15 protein-coding genes are annotated in these 14907 nt (G+C 36.0%); 11 read left to right on the top strand and 4 right to left on the bottom strand.

Going from position 1 to position 14907, the window contains the following annotated elements; genetic code table 11:
• Positions 1 to 250 precede the first annotated feature (250 nt).
• Genes ACTND6_RS09170 through ACTND6_RS09160 form a run of 3 tightly spaced genes read left to right on the top strand, consistent with a single transcriptional unit; the run spans position 251 to position 4062 of the window.
• The gene (locus ACTND6_RS09170; RefSeq protein WP_441023771.1) at positions 251 to 1258 is read left to right on the top strand and encodes an isocitrate/isopropylmalate dehydrogenase family protein; all 1008 of its coding nucleotides are present in this window, start codon (positions 251 to 253) and stop codon (positions 1256 to 1258) included.
• Positions 1245 to 3455 (top strand): hydratase, encoded by a 2211-nt coding sequence (locus tag ACTND6_RS09165; protein ID WP_441023772.1) that lies wholly within the window; start codon positions 1245 to 1247, stop codon positions 3453 to 3455. The genes ACTND6_RS09170 and ACTND6_RS09165 overlap by 14 nt, the downstream gene beginning before the upstream one ends.
• The gene (locus ACTND6_RS09160) at positions 3448 to 4062 is read left to right on the top strand and encodes an HAD family hydrolase (protein ID WP_441023773.1); all 615 of its coding nucleotides are present in this window, start codon (positions 3448 to 3450) and stop codon (positions 4060 to 4062) included. The genes ACTND6_RS09165 and ACTND6_RS09160 overlap by 8 nt, the downstream gene beginning before the upstream one ends.
• 15 nt (positions 4063 to 4077) lie before the next feature.
• Here ACTND6_RS09160 and ACTND6_RS09155 read toward each other — a convergent pair whose 3' ends face one another.
• Positions 4078 to 4872, bottom strand: coding sequence for an alpha/beta hydrolase-fold protein (locus ACTND6_RS09155; protein ID WP_178175495.1), 795 nt, complete (start codon positions 4870 to 4872; stop codon positions 4078 to 4080).
• Entirely contained in the window at positions 4860 to 5498 is a 639-nt protein-coding gene (plsY, locus tag ACTND6_RS09150) for a glycerol-3-phosphate 1-O-acyltransferase PlsY (RefSeq protein ID WP_441023775.1), read from the bottom strand. Before plsY ends, ACTND6_RS09155 begins: the two co-directional genes overlap by 13 nt.
• A gap of 125 nt (positions 5499 to 5623) precedes the next feature.
• Here plsY and parE point away from each other — a divergent pair, with 125 nt between their 5' ends.
• The 6 genes from parE (at position 5624) to rsfS (ending at position 12540) form a co-directional block, all read left to right on the top strand.
• On the top strand, positions 5624 to 7543 hold the full coding sequence (gene parE, locus ACTND6_RS09145; protein ID WP_441023777.1) for a DNA topoisomerase IV subunit B: 1920 nt from the start codon (positions 5624 to 5626) through the stop codon (positions 7541 to 7543).
• 66 nt (positions 7544 to 7609) lie between these two features.
• Entirely contained in the window at positions 7610 to 10042 is a 2433-nt protein-coding gene (gene parC / locus ACTND6_RS09140; protein WP_441023782.1) for a DNA topoisomerase IV subunit A, read from the top strand.
• A gap of 8 nt (positions 10043 to 10050) precedes the next feature.
• Entirely contained in the window at positions 10051 to 11100 is a 1050-nt protein-coding gene (gene yqeH / locus ACTND6_RS09135; RefSeq protein ID WP_441023778.1) for a ribosome biogenesis GTPase YqeH, read from the top strand.
• Complete coding sequence (gene yhbY / locus ACTND6_RS09130) at positions 11101 to 11388, top strand: ribosome assembly RNA-binding protein YhbY (RefSeq protein ID WP_178175500.1); 288 nt, start codon at positions 11101 to 11103, stop codon at positions 11386 to 11388.
• Positions 11385 to 12191 carry a bis(5'-nucleosyl)-tetraphosphatase (symmetrical) YqeK gene (gene yqeK, locus ACTND6_RS09125; RefSeq protein ID WP_441023779.1) on the top strand — a complete coding sequence of 269 codons (807 nt, stop codon included), beginning with the start codon at positions 11385 to 11387 and terminating at the stop codon, positions 12189 to 12191. Before yhbY ends, yqeK begins: the two co-directional genes overlap by 4 nt.
• The gene (gene rsfS, locus ACTND6_RS09120; RefSeq protein WP_178175502.1) at positions 12184 to 12540 is read left to right on the top strand and encodes a ribosome silencing factor; all 357 of its coding nucleotides are present in this window, start codon (positions 12184 to 12186) and stop codon (positions 12538 to 12540) included. Before yqeK ends, rsfS begins: the two co-directional genes overlap by 8 nt.
• Before the next feature lie 10 nt (positions 12541 to 12550).
• On the opposite strand, the gene ACTND6_RS09115 is transcribed toward rsfS, so the two are convergent.
• Entirely contained in the window at positions 12551 to 13045 is a 495-nt protein-coding gene (locus ACTND6_RS09115; RefSeq protein WP_320100472.1) for a hypothetical protein, read from the bottom strand.
• Positions 13046 to 13121: 76 nt separating this feature from the next.
• On the opposite strand from ACTND6_RS09115, the gene ACTND6_RS09110 reads away from it, so the two are divergent.
• Both ACTND6_RS09110 and nth read left to right on the top strand, forming a co-directional pair.
• On the top strand, positions 13122 to 13661 hold the full coding sequence (locus tag ACTND6_RS09110; RefSeq protein WP_178175504.1) for a DnaD domain protein: 540 nt from the start codon (positions 13122 to 13124) through the stop codon (positions 13659 to 13661).
• Positions 13661 to 14296 (top strand): endonuclease III, encoded by a 636-nt coding sequence (gene nth, locus ACTND6_RS09105; RefSeq protein WP_441023780.1) that lies wholly within the window; start codon positions 13661 to 13663, stop codon positions 14294 to 14296. The genes ACTND6_RS09110 and nth overlap by 1 nt, the downstream gene beginning before the upstream one ends.
• A 41-nt stretch (positions 14297 to 14337) precedes the next feature.
• Here nth and ACTND6_RS09100 read toward each other — a convergent pair whose 3' ends face one another.
• Positions 14338 to 14790: a DUF5684 domain-containing protein gene (locus tag ACTND6_RS09100; RefSeq protein WP_441023781.1), complete on the bottom strand. Its 453-nt coding sequence runs from the start codon at positions 14788 to 14790 to the stop codon at positions 14338 to 14340.
• Between the last annotated feature and the right edge of the window lie 117 nt (positions 14791 to 14907).

Raw genomic sequence — 14907 nt, 5'->3', positions numbered from 1 at the left:
AACTGTCTATCGATTTTATCCTTTGCATATTGATCTAGATTGTTGTAAAAGTTAATGATTTCAGTATCTTTCATAATGTCATCTCCTTGAATGTGATGACATTATAATGCTACTGGATCATTGTTACTGTCCATATATTCGTACAATATTAAAATATGTTCACCATTTTGCTAATATAGCCTACAAGTATGAAAATTATGAAAGTAATTTATGGGAATTGTTGTAAAATGGAATACATGAGGTGAAGAGAATGAAAGTTGTATTGATTCCTGGAGATGGTATTGGTAAAGAAATCTCTGAAAGTGTTAAAAAAGTATCTGGAGTTTTAAAGACAAATATTGAATGGGAAACACATTCTGCTGGTGCAGAATACTATGAAAAGAGTGGCAAGCTGTTTGACGATGACTTAATGGATGCAATCCAGAATACTGGGATTGCACTAAAAGGTCCTACAGCGACACCGATTGGTACGGGATTCCGTTCTATTAATGTTCAGCTGCGTCAGCGTTTTTCTACATATGCAAATCTTAGGCCTGTACATTCCATTACTGGTGTAAAGAGCAGATATGAAGATGTTGATCTTGTCATTGTTAGAGAAAATACTGAAGATCTCTATAAAGGAATTGAATATATGTATGATGCGAATACTGCACATGGAATTAAACTCATTACGCGTTCAGCAAGTGAAAGAATTGCACGCTTTGCTTTTGAATATGCAAGAAAGCATCATCGTAAGAAAGTAACTGCAGTACATAAGGCAAATATCATGAAGCTTTGTGATGGATTATTTCTAGAAAGTTTTAAGAATGTTGCGAAAGACTATCCTGAAATTGAAAGTGATTCTGTCATTGTTGATGCGTTATGCATGAAGCTTGTTACAGATCCAGCACAGTTTGATGTACTTGTATCAGAAAATCTGTATGGTGATATTATTTCTGATCTTTGTGCGGGACTTGTTGGTGGACTTGGATTTGCACCAAGTGCTAATATTGGTGAAGATGTTGTTATCTATGAAGCAGTACATGGTTCTGCACCCGATATTGCGGGAAAAGATAAGGCAAATCCAACAGCTTTACTGCTTTCTTTCTGTATGCTTTTAAAAGATCATGATATGAAAGACAAAGCAGAAGTTCTTGAAAAAGCAATCTACGCGGTTATTGAAGAAGGAAAGCATACAACGCAGGATATTGGTGGAAATGAAGGATGCAAGGCATTTACAGAAGAAGTATGCAGGGTGATAGAAAATGAAATTAATTGATCATGGTGTATTCTTTGAAAATGGGACATATGTAGAAAACAGTGCATGTTCCAAAGAAGAAGGAAAGAAAAAAACATTGGCATATCAGATCATGGATGCACATGATACACATACAGATGATGATATTCTTCATATTCATTTTGATTCTTTGACTTCTCACGATATTACATATGTTGGTATTATTCAAACAGCGAGAGCTTCTGGCTTAAAGAAGTTTCCAGTACCTTATGTATTAACAAACTGTCATAATACACTTTGTGCAGTTGGAGGAACAATCAATGAAGATGATCATCAGTTTGCATTGAGTGCAGCACATAAGTATGGTGGTATTTATGTACCGCCAAATATGGCTGTTATTCATTCCTACAATCGCGAAATGATGAGTGGATGTGGAAGAATGATCCTTGGATCAGACTCTCATACGCGATATGGCGCTTTAGGAACAATGGGTATTGGAGAAGGTGGTGGTGAACTTGCCAAACAGCTTCTTGAAAAAACATATGATGTAGCACGTCCTGAAGTTGTTCTTGTCTATGTTCATGGGAAAGTGAAACCTGGTGTTGGCCCGCATGATATTGCACTTGCGTTATGTAAAGAAACATATGCGAATGGATTTGTGAAGAATCGTATCATGGAATTTGCGGGAGAAGGAATTCATGGTTTGTCTCAGGAATACCGTAATGCAATTGATGTCATGACAACTGAAACAACATGTTTAAGCAGTATCTGGGAAACGGATGAAAAGACGGAACAGTACTTTAACCAACATGGTAGAAAAGATGCGTATCGTTGTCTGAAAGTCAATGATGGAACATATTATGATCGCTGTATTGATCTTGATCTAGGTGAAGTGGAATGTATGATTGCTTTACCAATGCATCCTTCATTAGCACTTCCAATCAACACATTTAAAAAAGATCCAAAGAAATACTTAAAAGAAGCAGAAGATCATGCCAATGCGCAGCTGGCGCATAAAAACATGGACCTTGTTTCTAAGGTGAAAGAAGATGGAACAGTGATTGTGAATCAAGGTGTCATTGCGGGATGTTCTGGTGGAACATATGGCAATATCATGGCAGCAAGTGCAATCTTGAATGATGGAGATTGTGGCAATGGTGAATTTAGACTTTCCATTTATCCTGATTCTATGCCAGTCTATAAAGCACTTGTTGAAAATGGTACAGTTGCTTCTTTGGTTTCTACTGGAGCAATATTTAGAGAAGCGTTCTGTGGTCCTTGCTTTGGGGCAGGTGATACACCAGCGAACAATGAACTATCTATCCGTCATACAACACGTAATTTTCCTAATCGAGAAGGCAGTAAGCCAAATGAAGGACAGATTGCTTCTGTATGCCTGATGGATGCTAGAAGCATTGCGGCAACGAGTAGAAATCAAGGCGTTTTAACAGCCGCAAGTGATATCTGTCATGAAGATGAGAAAGATTATATGTGTCCGTTTGATGCTTCTTTATATGAAAAAAGAGTATTTAATGGCTATGGAAAAGAAGATCCTGACTATCCATTACACTTTGGACCAAATATTAAAGACTGGCCAGAGCAGCCATCTTTAAGCAGTGATATTCTTTTAAAGATCGTTTCTCATATTGATGATCCAGTCACGACAACAGATGAATTGATTCCTTCTGGAGAAACTTCTTCTTATCGTTCCAACCCATTGCGTTTAGCTGAATTTACATTATCTAGAAGAGATCCTGACTATGTAAATGAAGCAAAGAAAGTGAAAGAAATGGATTGGGAAAATGAAGAAGTAAAGTATGTATATGCATTGCTTGAAAACAGTGGCATTACAGTAGATCCAGATACAAACATTGCTTCTTCCATCTATGCATATAAGCCAGGGGATGGTTCTGCACGTGAACAGGCTGCAAGCTGTCAAAGAGTATTGGGTGCTGGTGCAAACTTTGCCCATGAATATGCGACAAAGAGATATCGTTCCAATTGCATTAACTGGGGCATGCTTCCATTTCTAACAACAGATGATGCGTTACTTGAAAAAGGCAGCTGGGTTCTTGTAAAGAATGTAAAAGAAGGTCTGGAATCGAATACACCAATGAAAGCCTATGTTGTGCATAAGGATGCAGTTACAATGATTGAAGTATCCTGTGGTGCATTAACTAGAGATGAAATTGAAATTCTGGAAGACGGGTGTCTTATCAATTACTACAAGCATGATTAAGAATGTTATTTTTGATCTTGGTGGTGTGCTGATTCGTTTTCAGCCGAAAGAAGCAATCCATCAACTGGGGTTAAGTAAAGAAAAAGAAGACGCTTTATATTCTGCAATATTCCTTGATACTTTATGGCAGGAGGTTGATAAAGGAGTATATCAGGGTGTCAGTGAAACGTTAGATTTATATCTAGAAAAGTATCCATCACTGCAGAAAGAAATCAAAATGTTTTTTCACCCTGGATGGGAAGATATGTTTGAAATTCTGGAAGAAGGCAGACAGTTTTTACTGGATTTAAAAGAGAAAGGGTATCATTGTTATATTCTTTCTAATTATGGTGTAGAAGCATTTGCATATACAGAAAAGCGATACAAAGAAGTATTTGGTCTGTTTGATGGAAAAGTTATCAGTGGAAGAATTCAAATGATAAAGCCAGAGGAACGAATTTTTCAATATCTTATTGATACATATGACTTAAAGAAAGAGGAATGTGTATTCTTTGATGATACAAAAGAAAATGTAGATGCATCAAATACATTTGGAATCCATGCATTTGTATATCAGAATGCAAAAGATGCGATGCACGCAATACAATCATTAGATGCAGAAAAATAAAACACACAAGGTAGTTTACTTTGTGTGTTTGTTTATATTTGGAAATAAATAATTCAGGAAGACAGGAACAACTTTTTCCCAGTCACTTTCTGTATGATGTCCACCAGGTGTTAAATGAGGATATGTAAGACATCCTTGTTCACTGTAGAGATGGTTGATATTCAACATCATTTCTACAGCGTCAATGAATAATCTTTTTCCATGTACTTCCTGGGATCCTTGATCAATGTAGATCTTTGTATCTTTGTGGAATGTTGTATTTTCAATCAGCTTTTTTAGATCTTCATAACAGAAATGTGTTGAAGGGGAAACACATGCAGCTTTGGAATACACATTGTTGTATTGTGCAATCATGTATTCACTCATGAGTCCACCCATAGAGCTTCCACCAATTCCAATATGTTTTCGATCTGTAAATACACGATATCTTTTTTCGATTTCTGGTTTTAATACATTCACAAACCATTCCGCAGTCTTTTTTCCTGCAGGACGAACAGAAGGAAGGGACTCTAAATGTGTTGTTTCTGGTTTGAACGGGCAGTATTCTGCAAGTCTTCGATTTCCTGTATGGTTACAGTCGACTCCCACAACAACAAGTTCGCTGTTATTTTCATCCAGATATTTTTTCATGCCCCAGCATTTTCCATATGTCGCTGTTTCATCAAAGAATAGATTATGTCCATCGAACATGTATAGAACGTCATAATGTTTTTTTGTTTCGTCATAGCTGTTTGGAAGATAGATCCAGACTTTTCTAGGAGATTGCGAGAACGATGGCATTTTTAACTGAATTGTTTCTACTTTTCCCATGGTGCTTTTCCCATCCACTGGATGCGGCTTTCTTTTCCTTCAATAATACGTTTAATGTTTGCCTTGTGACGATAGATAACAAATGCACTAAGCAGAAGAATTGTGACGGGAACAGATAGTTCTGTGATAGACCCATTGAAATAAGCAAATAAAGAAACAATACCTGTGAGTGCAATTGCACTCATGCTTGAAAAGGAAACCATTCTTGTAAAGAAAAGTAATACAAAGAATGTGATGACAGGTAAAGCAAATGTGATGATCCAGTTATTTGTTACAAATAATGTAATGCCCAGGAAGAAGCCATATGTTGTAGCGACTGCTTTTCCACCTTTGAATTGTGCAAAACATGGAAAGCAGTGACCAATACAGCACGCAACACCCGCATAAATTTCACTTCCAGGAGCGATGAAATGGGCGAGTGTCATAGAAATCAATCCCTTTAATGCATCTAATGCAATGACGAGAACACCAATTGGCTTTCCAAGAACTCTTCCTGCATTTGTACCACCAGCATTTCCACTGCCTTCTTTTCGAATATCTTTATGGAAAAACACTTTTCCTATGACAAGACCCCATGGAATAGATCCAAATAGATAGGAAAATAAAATAGCTAATAAAATTTTCATACACTTTAAACCTCCGTGCCTAAATATTTTACCATATTAACTATTTTTGACGATGATGGAATTGTGATATTTTTACTTGGACAATATTTTTGTTATAATGATTAGCTGAAGGAAAAGGAGAAATCATGGCAATTCAATACGATGACAGCAGTATTCAAATCTTAGAAGGACTGGAGCCAGTTAGAAAACGTCCAGGTATGTATATTGGTTCTACAGATTCTCATGGTCTGCACCATATGATCTGGGAAATTGTAGATAATGCGGTTGATGAAGCAATTAACGGCTTCGGTAAAAAGATTACAATTATTTTAGAAAATGATGGCAGTGTATCCGTCAGTGATCAGGGTAGAGGTATGCCAATAGGTAAACACTCGTCTGGTAAAAATACACTGGAAGTTATTTTTACTGTATTGCATGCTGGTGGCAAGTTTACTTCACAAGGTGGCTATAAGACTGCAGGTGGTTTACATGGTGTTGGTGCTTCTGTTGTAAATGCATTGAGTGAATGGTTGACGGTTGAAGTTGCACATGATGGACAGCTTGTTCGCATGTCTTTTAAAGATGGTGGATCAAAAGTCAGCAAGCTGGAACATTTAGGAAAGACAAATAAAACAGGATCTACGGTTCGTTTTAAACCAGATCCTTCTATTTTTCAGACAACAGATTTTAAATTTGATGCGGTGTGTGAAAGAGCAAGGGAAGAAGCTTTTTTATTGAGTGGCATTGAATTTGTGGTGATTGATCAGCGTTCGAAAAATCCAGTGGAAGAAAAGTATCTCTATGAAGATGGTATTACTGAATTTGTAAACTATCTGAATGAAGATCGTACACCATTAATGCAGCCAGTGAAGTTTTCTGGTGATGCATTAGGAATTCATGTTGAAGTTGCTTTTCAATATACGGATGACTATCAGGAAAACACATATTCTTTTGTTAACCTTGTTCGTACAAGTGATGGCGGTACACATGAAGTTGGCTTCAAAGGTGCCTTCACAAAAGTAATCAATGACTATGCTAGAAAGACTGGTCTTTTAAAAGAAAAAGATAAAAACCTGGAAGGAAATGATGTTAGAGAAGGTTTAACGACAATTCTTTCTGTTTCTGTACCAGAAGAATTATTGCAGTTTGAAGGACAGACAAAAGGAAAATTAGGTTCTCCACAGGCAAAGCCAGCAGTGGAACAGGTTGTCAGTGATCAGTTGACATACTGGCTGACAGAAAACAAAACACAATCAGATTTACTGATTCGTAAAATGCAGAAGGCAATGCTTGCGCGTCTTGCGGCTAGAAAAGCGAGAGAAGAAGCTAGACGTGGAAAGAAAGTTGGAAAAGGCGAAAGAGTGTTGAGTGGCAAGCTTGCACCTGCAAGAAGTAAAGATGCGCGTATCAAGGAATTATTCTTAGTCGAAGGTGATTCTGCCGGCGGTTCTGCAAAACAGGGCAGAGATTCTATTTATCAGGCAATCTTGCCTTTGCGTGGAAAAGTATTAAATACAGAAAAATGTTCTTTGGGTGATATTGAAAAGAACGAAGAATTAAATACATTGATTTATACAATTGGTGCTGGTGTTGGTCCAGACTTTGACTATGAAGATTCTAACTATAATAAAGTTATTATCATGACCGATGCAGATGATGATGGAAGTCATATTCAGATTTTATTATTAACATTCTTCTATCGCTATATGCGTCCATTGCTGGAACATGGAATGGTATATATTGCTTTACCGCCTTTATTTCGTGTACAGAAGGGAAAGAATGTTGAATATTGTTATTCAACGGATGAACTTGCTGAATTGAAAAAGAAATATGGCAAGTGTGAGATACAGAGATATAAAGGTCTTGGTGAAATGAATGCAGCACAGCTTTGGGATACAACAATGGATCCAGAACATCGTGCTTTGATTCAGGTAACAATTGAAGATGGTGTTGTTGCGGAACGTAGAGTTTCTACATTAATGGGCGATAAAGCTGAAAGAAGAAGAAAGTGGATTGAAGATAATATCTCATTCACATTGGAAGATGATTACAAACTGGAGGGATAAATAGTGGTAAAGAAAAAACAAATTGAAGATAAAACACGGTATATCCCGGAACATCTTGAAGATATCATGGGAAATGGCTTTTCTCGCTATGCAAAGTATATTATTCAAGAACGTGCATTGCCAGATGCCAGAGATGGTTTAAAACCTGTACAGAGAAGAATCTTGTATGCAATGTACCATGATGGAAATACATGGGATCATCCATATCGTAAATCTGCAAAGACAGTTGGTCTTGTTATTGGTAATTATCATCCACATGGAGATACTTCTGTATATGACGCATTGATTCGTATGTCTCAAGACTGGAAGGTTAGATTACCTTTGATTGATGTGCATGGCAATAACGGTTCTATTGATGATGATCCAGCAGCAGCAATGCGTTATACGGAAGCTAGACTTGCTAAAGTGACTGAAGTCATGGAAGATGATCTTGATAAAGATACCGTAGAAATGGCCCCAAACTTTGATGATACGGAAAATGAACCAACAGTATTGCCTGTGCCTTTTCCAGTCATGCTCGTCAATGGTGCAACGGGAATTGCGGCAGGCTACGCTACAAATATGCCTCCACATAATATGAATGAAACAGTGGATGCGACAATTTATCGTATTCAGAATCCAGAATGTTCTTTAGAAGATTTGATGGAAATTATTCCTGGACCTGACTTTCCAACTGGTGGTATTGTACAAGGTGCAAAAGGAATTCATGATGCCTTTGAAACAGGAAAAGGCAGAGTTGTTGTGCGCGCGAAGTGTGAAATTGAACAGACACGTACAAACCAGCAGATCATTATTACAGAAATCCCTTACGAAGTGATTAAAGGACAGCTTGTCAAGAAAATGGATGAGATTCGTTTATCCAAAGATATTGATGGTGTTTTGGATGTAAGAGATGAATCAGACCGTAATGGTATGAGAATCGTTGTAGATGTAAAAAAAGAAGCAGATGCGAATCTGATCTTGAATTATTTCTACAAGAATACAGATCTTCAGATCTACTATAACTACAACAATGTAACGATCATTGATAAACGACCGGTACAGGTTGGTTTATGTGGCTTACTGGATGCATTTATCGCATTCAGAAAAGAAGTTGTTTTGAAAAGAAGTCGCTATGAACTTGATAAGATGGAAAAAAGAACGCATATTATTGAGGGACTGATGAAAGCTGTTTCTATTTTAGATGAAGTCATTCGTATCATTCGTGCTTCTAAAGATAAAGCGGATTCTAAAAAGAATCTGATGAATGAATTTGGTTTTGATGAACCACAGGCAGAAGCAATTGTTTCTATGCGTCTATATCGCTTGAGTAATACAGATATTCAGATTTTAAGAAATGAGTTTGCAGAGCTTGTGAATCGAATTGAAGAAACAAAGGCAATCATTGAAAATGAGAATGTTCTGAAATCTGTTATTATTAAAGAATTACGTGCAGTGAAAAATGAATATGGAGATGCTCGTAGAACAAAGATTGAAAAAGAAGTACAGGATATTGTCATTGATAAAGCTGCAATGGTTACAAGTGAAAGAGTTGTGGTTACATGCAGTAGAGATGGCTATGTGAAACGTGTTTCTTTACGTTCCTATAATGCAAGCAGTGATACATCAACAGGTTTAAAGAATGGAGATGTACTGATTGGAACATTGGAATGTGATACGTTAGATACATTGCTGCTTTTCACATCGAAAGGAAACTATGCATCTCTTCCAGTATGGCAGATCCAGGAAGCCAAATGGAAAGATATGGGTGTGCACTTGAATAGTGTGATTCGTATTGATGGGGATGATAAGATCATCAATGCAATTGTGATCAAAGACTTTAATACATATGCATGGATCGTTACATTATCCAGTAATGGTCAAATTAAGAAAACACCAGTATCTGCATGGAAGGTAGATCGTAATTCAAAGGTTATGACAGCGATGAATATTGCAAAGAATGCTGAAATGCTCAATGCATTTATTGCATATCATGATCAGAAGATTGTTGTTGTATCTAAGGAAGGATATTCATATCAGTTTGCTATGGATCAGCTTCCATCTACAGGTGTTAAGAGTAAGGGTGTAAAAGCATTGAATACATCAAAAGATGATGCACTTGCCTATGGATGTGCAATCAATGCAGATACACCAGCACTTCTTTATGTCACTTCTACAGGTGCATGCAAACGTGTCCATATGGAAGAAGTTGTAGAAGGCAACCGTCCAATGAAGGGAAATCTGATCTGTAAAAAGCTTAAGACCAATCCTTCTATTCTGCGTTATGTCAAGGGTGTTACGCCTGGTGATAATCTTGTATTTATGGATAGCCAGAATCATGAAATCCATGTTTCTGATGTTCCATTTAAAACAAGAGAAACTGGTTTCTCTTCTCCAGTAACAATGGAAAGTGAATGGAGCATGTTAATGAACATTGAAGAATGTCGTATTATTGATATTCCAGAAAATGCTGAAGATGAAGAAGTACATGAAGATATTGAAAAAATAACGTTATTTTGAGGAAATGTATGAAGAAATGTAAAGGTTGTGGTGCAATCCTGCAGAGTAAAGATCAAAATGCTCCTGGATATACACCAAAAGAAAACAGTGATTATTGTCAAAGATGCTTTCGACTGATTCATTATGATGATTTAATGATTTCTATGCGAAAGGGAATTGATCCTGATGTTGTTATGGATCGTATCAGTCAGAGTGATGCTTTGATTCTTTGGGTCGTTGACTTGTTTGATTTTGAAGCAGGTATTATTCCTGGTTTGAATCGTCATCTGATTGGAAAAGATATTATTATGGTTTGTACAAAGCGTGATATTCTTCCAGATACATTGTCAGAAGAAAAAATTGCACGATTTGTATTTTCTAGATTGAAAGAAAATGGTATTTCTATCAAGTCTTTGATTTTAACCAGCAAGCTTGAAAGAATGGGCGTGGAAGAAGTGAAACAGGCAGTACAGCTCTATCGCAAGAATCGTGAAGTCATCGTCATGGGAAAAGCAAACTCTGGAAAGAGTACATTGTTAAATAATTTATTAGGTGAAAATACATTAACAATGTCTAGATACCCTGGTACAACATTAGACTTTAATGAATTAGAAATTGATGGTGTACCTTATGTCGATACACCTGGTATTGAAATTTCTCATAGTATTTTGATGGAAGTCAAAGAAGATGAATTAAAAGAAATCCTTCCCGCAAGAACATTGAAACCACAGGTATACCAGTTGCGTTATGATCAGTCTTTTGCGATTGGTGGACTTGTTCGCTTAGATCTAATGAAATGTGACCATGCTTCCTGTGTGTTCTATATGAGTGACAGTTTGAAGATCCATAGAGGAAAAGTATCTGGTGCAGATGCATTATGGAAGAAGCATTACGGAACATTATTTCAACCTGTTCCTGTGACAAATCAATTTAAAAAGTATACGATTCGTAAAGAAATGGATAAAATGGATATCGTAATTGATGGATTAGGATGGGCATGTGTACATGGTCAAATGTCTACAATTACAGTCTATGTTCCAGAAAACGTTAATGTGACGTTTAGAAAGGCTATGTTATAAATGTTAAGTGGAAAGCAGAAAAGATATTTACGTGGTTTAGCATCATGCGATAAGACAATTTTTCAAATTGGAAAAGATGCATTGAGTGATAACCTGATTGAACAGGTAGATCACGCCATCGAAGCAAGAGAGCTTGTAAAAATTTCTGTACTAAAAAACAGTCCAGTGGATATTGAAGAAACAGCGTTTGATCTTGCTAGATTAACAGACAGTGAACTTGTGCAGATCATTGGAAGAACGATTGTACTGTATCGTCCTTCTAGAAATCCTAAGATTGTACTGCCATGAGAATCTTACATTGTACGTTTGATCCTATTACACAGAAGGAATTAGAATATTGTCTTCAGTATCGAAAAGTGAATGGTATAAAAGATGTATTCATTCGTGTGGACCAGGATGGTGTATTGCCATATCAAAAGCGTCTCAAACTTGTTGAAAGATGTATTCGGCCATATCGTCATATCCATTTGTATACTGGTAATATCTGTGGTGAAGAAATTCCTGTCTCTTTGAAAAATGAAGAAGAACAGGCAAGAAATGGATGTTTCTATTTATGTGCACGCGGCAGTAAAGCTTTGATTCATCAAAATGGATATTACTATGAGAATATTGCAAATGCACTTTGTAAACCACGTCGGTATGAACATTCTGTTTCAGTTGCCAAAACGGCATATCAGCTTGCGAAAATGCATCATTTAGATGCAGAGAGTGCATATCGAATGGGATTACTGCATGATATTACAAAAAAATGGGATGATGAAAAAGGAAAAGAACTATTAGCTATCTATTATCCTGAAGGTTTGCAATATGATCCAAAAGTATGGCATAGTTTTACAGCACCATTCTTTATTCAGAAGTATCTGTGTTTGCATGATCATCAAACACTGAATGCAATCTGGCATCATACGTTAGGAGATGGCAAAAGTGATTATGATGCAATTTTATACATTGCGGATAAGATTGAGCCATTGCGAGGATATGATGCATCAAAAGAATGGGAAGTATCCAGGATCAGCTTACAGAAAGGAGCACGTTATGTGCTTCAGAAAGCAAAAGCATATATTTTAAAAACGGAGGGAAAAAATGTCTGAATTATTAGATATTATTGTGAATACGCTTGATGAAAAACAGGCAGAAGATATCGTTTCTATTGATATGAGAAACGTAACACCATTTACAGACTACTTTGTTGTATGTACAGCTAGAAACGTCAGACACGCTTCTTCACTTGCGGAATTTGTTGAGCAGGAAGCAGAGAAGCATGGATATACAACACGTATGAGAGAAGGGGAAAGAGAAAGTACATGGATCTTATTAGACTGTAATGAAGTTGTTGTACATATCTTTACAGAAGAAGCACGACAGACATATCGTTTAGAAAGTCTTTGGGCTGATCTTCCTCAAGTATCACATGAATCAAAACAAACCGTATCTATCTAAAATACGGTTTTTATTTTTTGTATAGATCATTTAGAATCAGCCAGTCTTCTACAGACTGTGCAGTTAATGGAGAATCATTTGTCCACTCTAGTTTGTTTTTAATGGTTAATGTACCATCATCTTCTTTTGTTACTGCTACAAGTGCAGGGAAGGCACTGACTTGCCAGTCATCACTTAATTTCTTTGTTTCCAGATTACGATCAATTTCTGTGATATCTACAAATTCAAATAATGAAGATAGAGATTTTCCTGTATTTTGTTCCACTTGAGAAAAAATCGTATCTTTTAAATAGACAGAGTTGTTGTTGATAGAACTGTAAAAGAAGAGATAATGCGTATTCTGTGGGCTGTTTTCGATATATGGCTTTAAAGAGTCATATGCAACATATGATGTTGTTTGATCTATAGCGTAATTATCTCTTGGCTCAAAGATGCGATATGCAATGACGCAGCTAGAATAAATTACAAGCAGTGTTAAGAATGTAAATAATACTTTTTTCAACATACTAGCATTTTACCATGTATATCAATTCTTGAACAATTGAAAAAACATATCTATAATTAAAAAACTGAGGTTATGTATGAAGTGGTATGAAATGAATTATGTGAATCATAGAGATTGGATTCTGGACAATCTAAATCTTTTGTCTTTGGATGCAAAAGAAGCCATTGTCATTCTTATGATTGACTTTATGAATGAGCATCATCTGAAAACAACAATTGAAGATCTTGCGAAGAGAACAAACTTAACAAATGAAGAAATGAATGAAGTACTTTCTTTACTTTGTGCGAAAAAATATTTAGAAATTAAAGCTGCAAATAATGGTGATATTCGTTTTGTTTTAAATGGATTGTTTGAAACGGATGTTGCGCGTGATGAAAAAATTATGGATTCTTCTTTGTTTGATTTATTTGAAAGTGAAATGGGAAGAACATTATCTCAAAAAGAAATGCAGAAGATTGCTGAATGGAATCGGACAACAGATAAAAAGATGATTTTTTATGCATTGCGGGAAGCAAGTGCGTATCAGAAACTTTCTTTTTCCTATATTGATAAGATATTGCAGGATTGGAAAAATAAAGGTTTAACATTGAAGCAGATTGATGAAGGTACATATTAATGGAAAGAATGAGTGTTGATGAGATTTTATCTCATTTAGATAGAATGTATCCTGATGCACATTGTGAACTGAATCATGCCAATGCCTATGAAATGGCAATTGCGGTTATTCTTTCGGCACAGACAACAGATGCTTCTGTAAATCAGGTAACACCAAAACTGTTTGAAAAATATCCGACAGTAGAATCTTTAGCAAATGCTGAACTCAAAGATGTGGAACAATGTATTTCTAGATTAGGCTTGTATCACAATAAAGCACGTTCGATTGTGAATTTTGCCAAAGGTGTTGTTGAAAATTATGGTGGTATTGTTCCTGATACGATGGATGATCTTTTGACATTGAGTGGTGTTGGAAGAAAATGTGCCAATGTGATTTTGTCAGAATGTTATGGTATTCCCTCCCTCGCAGTAGATACACATGTAACACGTGTATCAAAAAGGCTTGGTCTTGTATATCAGAAAGATGATGTGAATACGATTGAAAGAAAATTGAAAAGGAAAATTCCAAAAGAAAGATGGATCAAAACACATCATCAGATGATATTTTTTGGAAGATACTTATGTCATGCGCGCAGTCCTAAATGTGGACTTTGTCCTTTTGTTTCAATCTGCCACGAAAAAAATAAAAATTTATAAAAAGGAAAGCTACTCACAAATTGAAGTGAGTAGCTTTTAAATTACTGTTGTCCATAGTATTCAGCATCTCCATAGCCTAGAAGCATAATAAAGACTGGCTGAAAGAAGAATAATCCTAGACCAAACAATTGACTTTTTCCAAATGCTTTAGCAAGCTTTTGAGAAAAGATAAAATTAATGACTAAAGTAACAAATGAGAAAAGAATTGCGATAAATGTTTTATTTCCATTGCTGTTTCTAAAACCTGCAATAAAGTTACTGAATGCTTCTATAATGAATGCTTCTGAATTCCATGCAATCTTATATGTGAAATATTCATTAACAATAGGAATCCATGCAAGCCATCCAGTAATACCTGCTTTTTGAAACAGTCGATATGCACCAAATGCATATAACACATACCATACTACACCAAATAACAATGTCAGAATAAAATATGTAACTGATAGAAAACTAGCAGTCAGTAAAGATAATAAAAGAATATAAAGAAACATATAATACCTCCCTAATAAGTCAAATGTTTTTTAGCTTAAATAAGCTATTTTTTAAGTACATATTTTGATATAAGCCAATAGATTACGGATATTTCTTGCATCAATGTGCTGAATTAT

The organism is Bulleidia sp. HCP3S3_C9 (assembly GCF_052064035.1).
GTDB lineage: Bacteria > Bacillota_I > Bacilli_A > Erysipelotrichales > Erysipelotrichaceae > Bulleidia.
Note: the sequence above shows the minus strand (reverse complement) of the source record. Positions and strands in the feature narration are given on the sequence as shown.

Bases quoted from the DNA above. Each gene is read 5' to 3' on its own strand.
- ACTND6_RS09170 (WP_441023771.1), top strand. From the start codon at position 251: ATGAAAGTTGTATTGATTCCTGGAGATGGTATTGGTAAAGAAATCTCT.
- ACTND6_RS09165 (WP_441023772.1), top strand. From the start codon at position 1,245: ATGAAATTAATTGATCATGGTGTATTCTTTGAAAATGGGACATATGTA.
- ACTND6_RS09160 (WP_441023773.1), top strand. From the start codon at position 3,448: ATGATTAAGAATGTTATTTTTGATCTTGGTGGTGTGCTGATTCGTTTT.
- ACTND6_RS09155 (WP_178175495.1), bottom strand. From the start codon at position 4,872: ATGGGAAAAGTAGAAACAATTCAGTTAAAAATGCCATCGTTCTCGCAA.
- plsY (WP_441023775.1), bottom strand. From the start codon at position 5,498: ATGAAAATTTTATTAGCTATTTTATTTTCCTATCTATTTGGATCTATT.
- parE (WP_441023777.1), top strand. From the start codon at position 5,624: ATGGCAATTCAATACGATGACAGCAGTATTCAAATCTTAGAAGGACTG.
- parC (WP_441023782.1), top strand. From the start codon at position 7,610: ATGGGAAATGGCTTTTCTCGCTATGCAAAGTATATTATTCAAGAACGT.
- yqeH (WP_441023778.1), top strand. From the start codon at position 10,051: ATGAAGAAATGTAAAGGTTGTGGTGCAATCCTGCAGAGTAAAGATCAA.
- yhbY (WP_178175500.1), top strand. From the start codon at position 11,101: ATGTTAAGTGGAAAGCAGAAAAGATATTTACGTGGTTTAGCATCATGC.
- yqeK (WP_441023779.1), top strand. From the start codon at position 11,385: ATGAGAATCTTACATTGTACGTTTGATCCTATTACACAGAAGGAATTA.
- rsfS (WP_178175502.1), top strand. From the start codon at position 12,184: ATGTCTGAATTATTAGATATTATTGTGAATACGCTTGATGAAAAACAG.
- ACTND6_RS09115 (WP_320100472.1), bottom strand. From the start codon at position 13,045: ATGTTGAAAAAAGTATTATTTACATTCTTAACACTGCTTGTAATTTAT.
- ACTND6_RS09110 (WP_178175504.1), top strand. From the start codon at position 13,122: ATGAAGTGGTATGAAATGAATTATGTGAATCATAGAGATTGGATTCTG.
- nth (WP_441023780.1), top strand. From the start codon at position 13,661: ATGGAAAGAATGAGTGTTGATGAGATTTTATCTCATTTAGATAGAATG.
- ACTND6_RS09100 (WP_441023781.1), bottom strand. From the start codon at position 14,790: ATGTTTCTTTATATTCTTTTATTATCTTTACTGACTGCTAGTTTTCTA.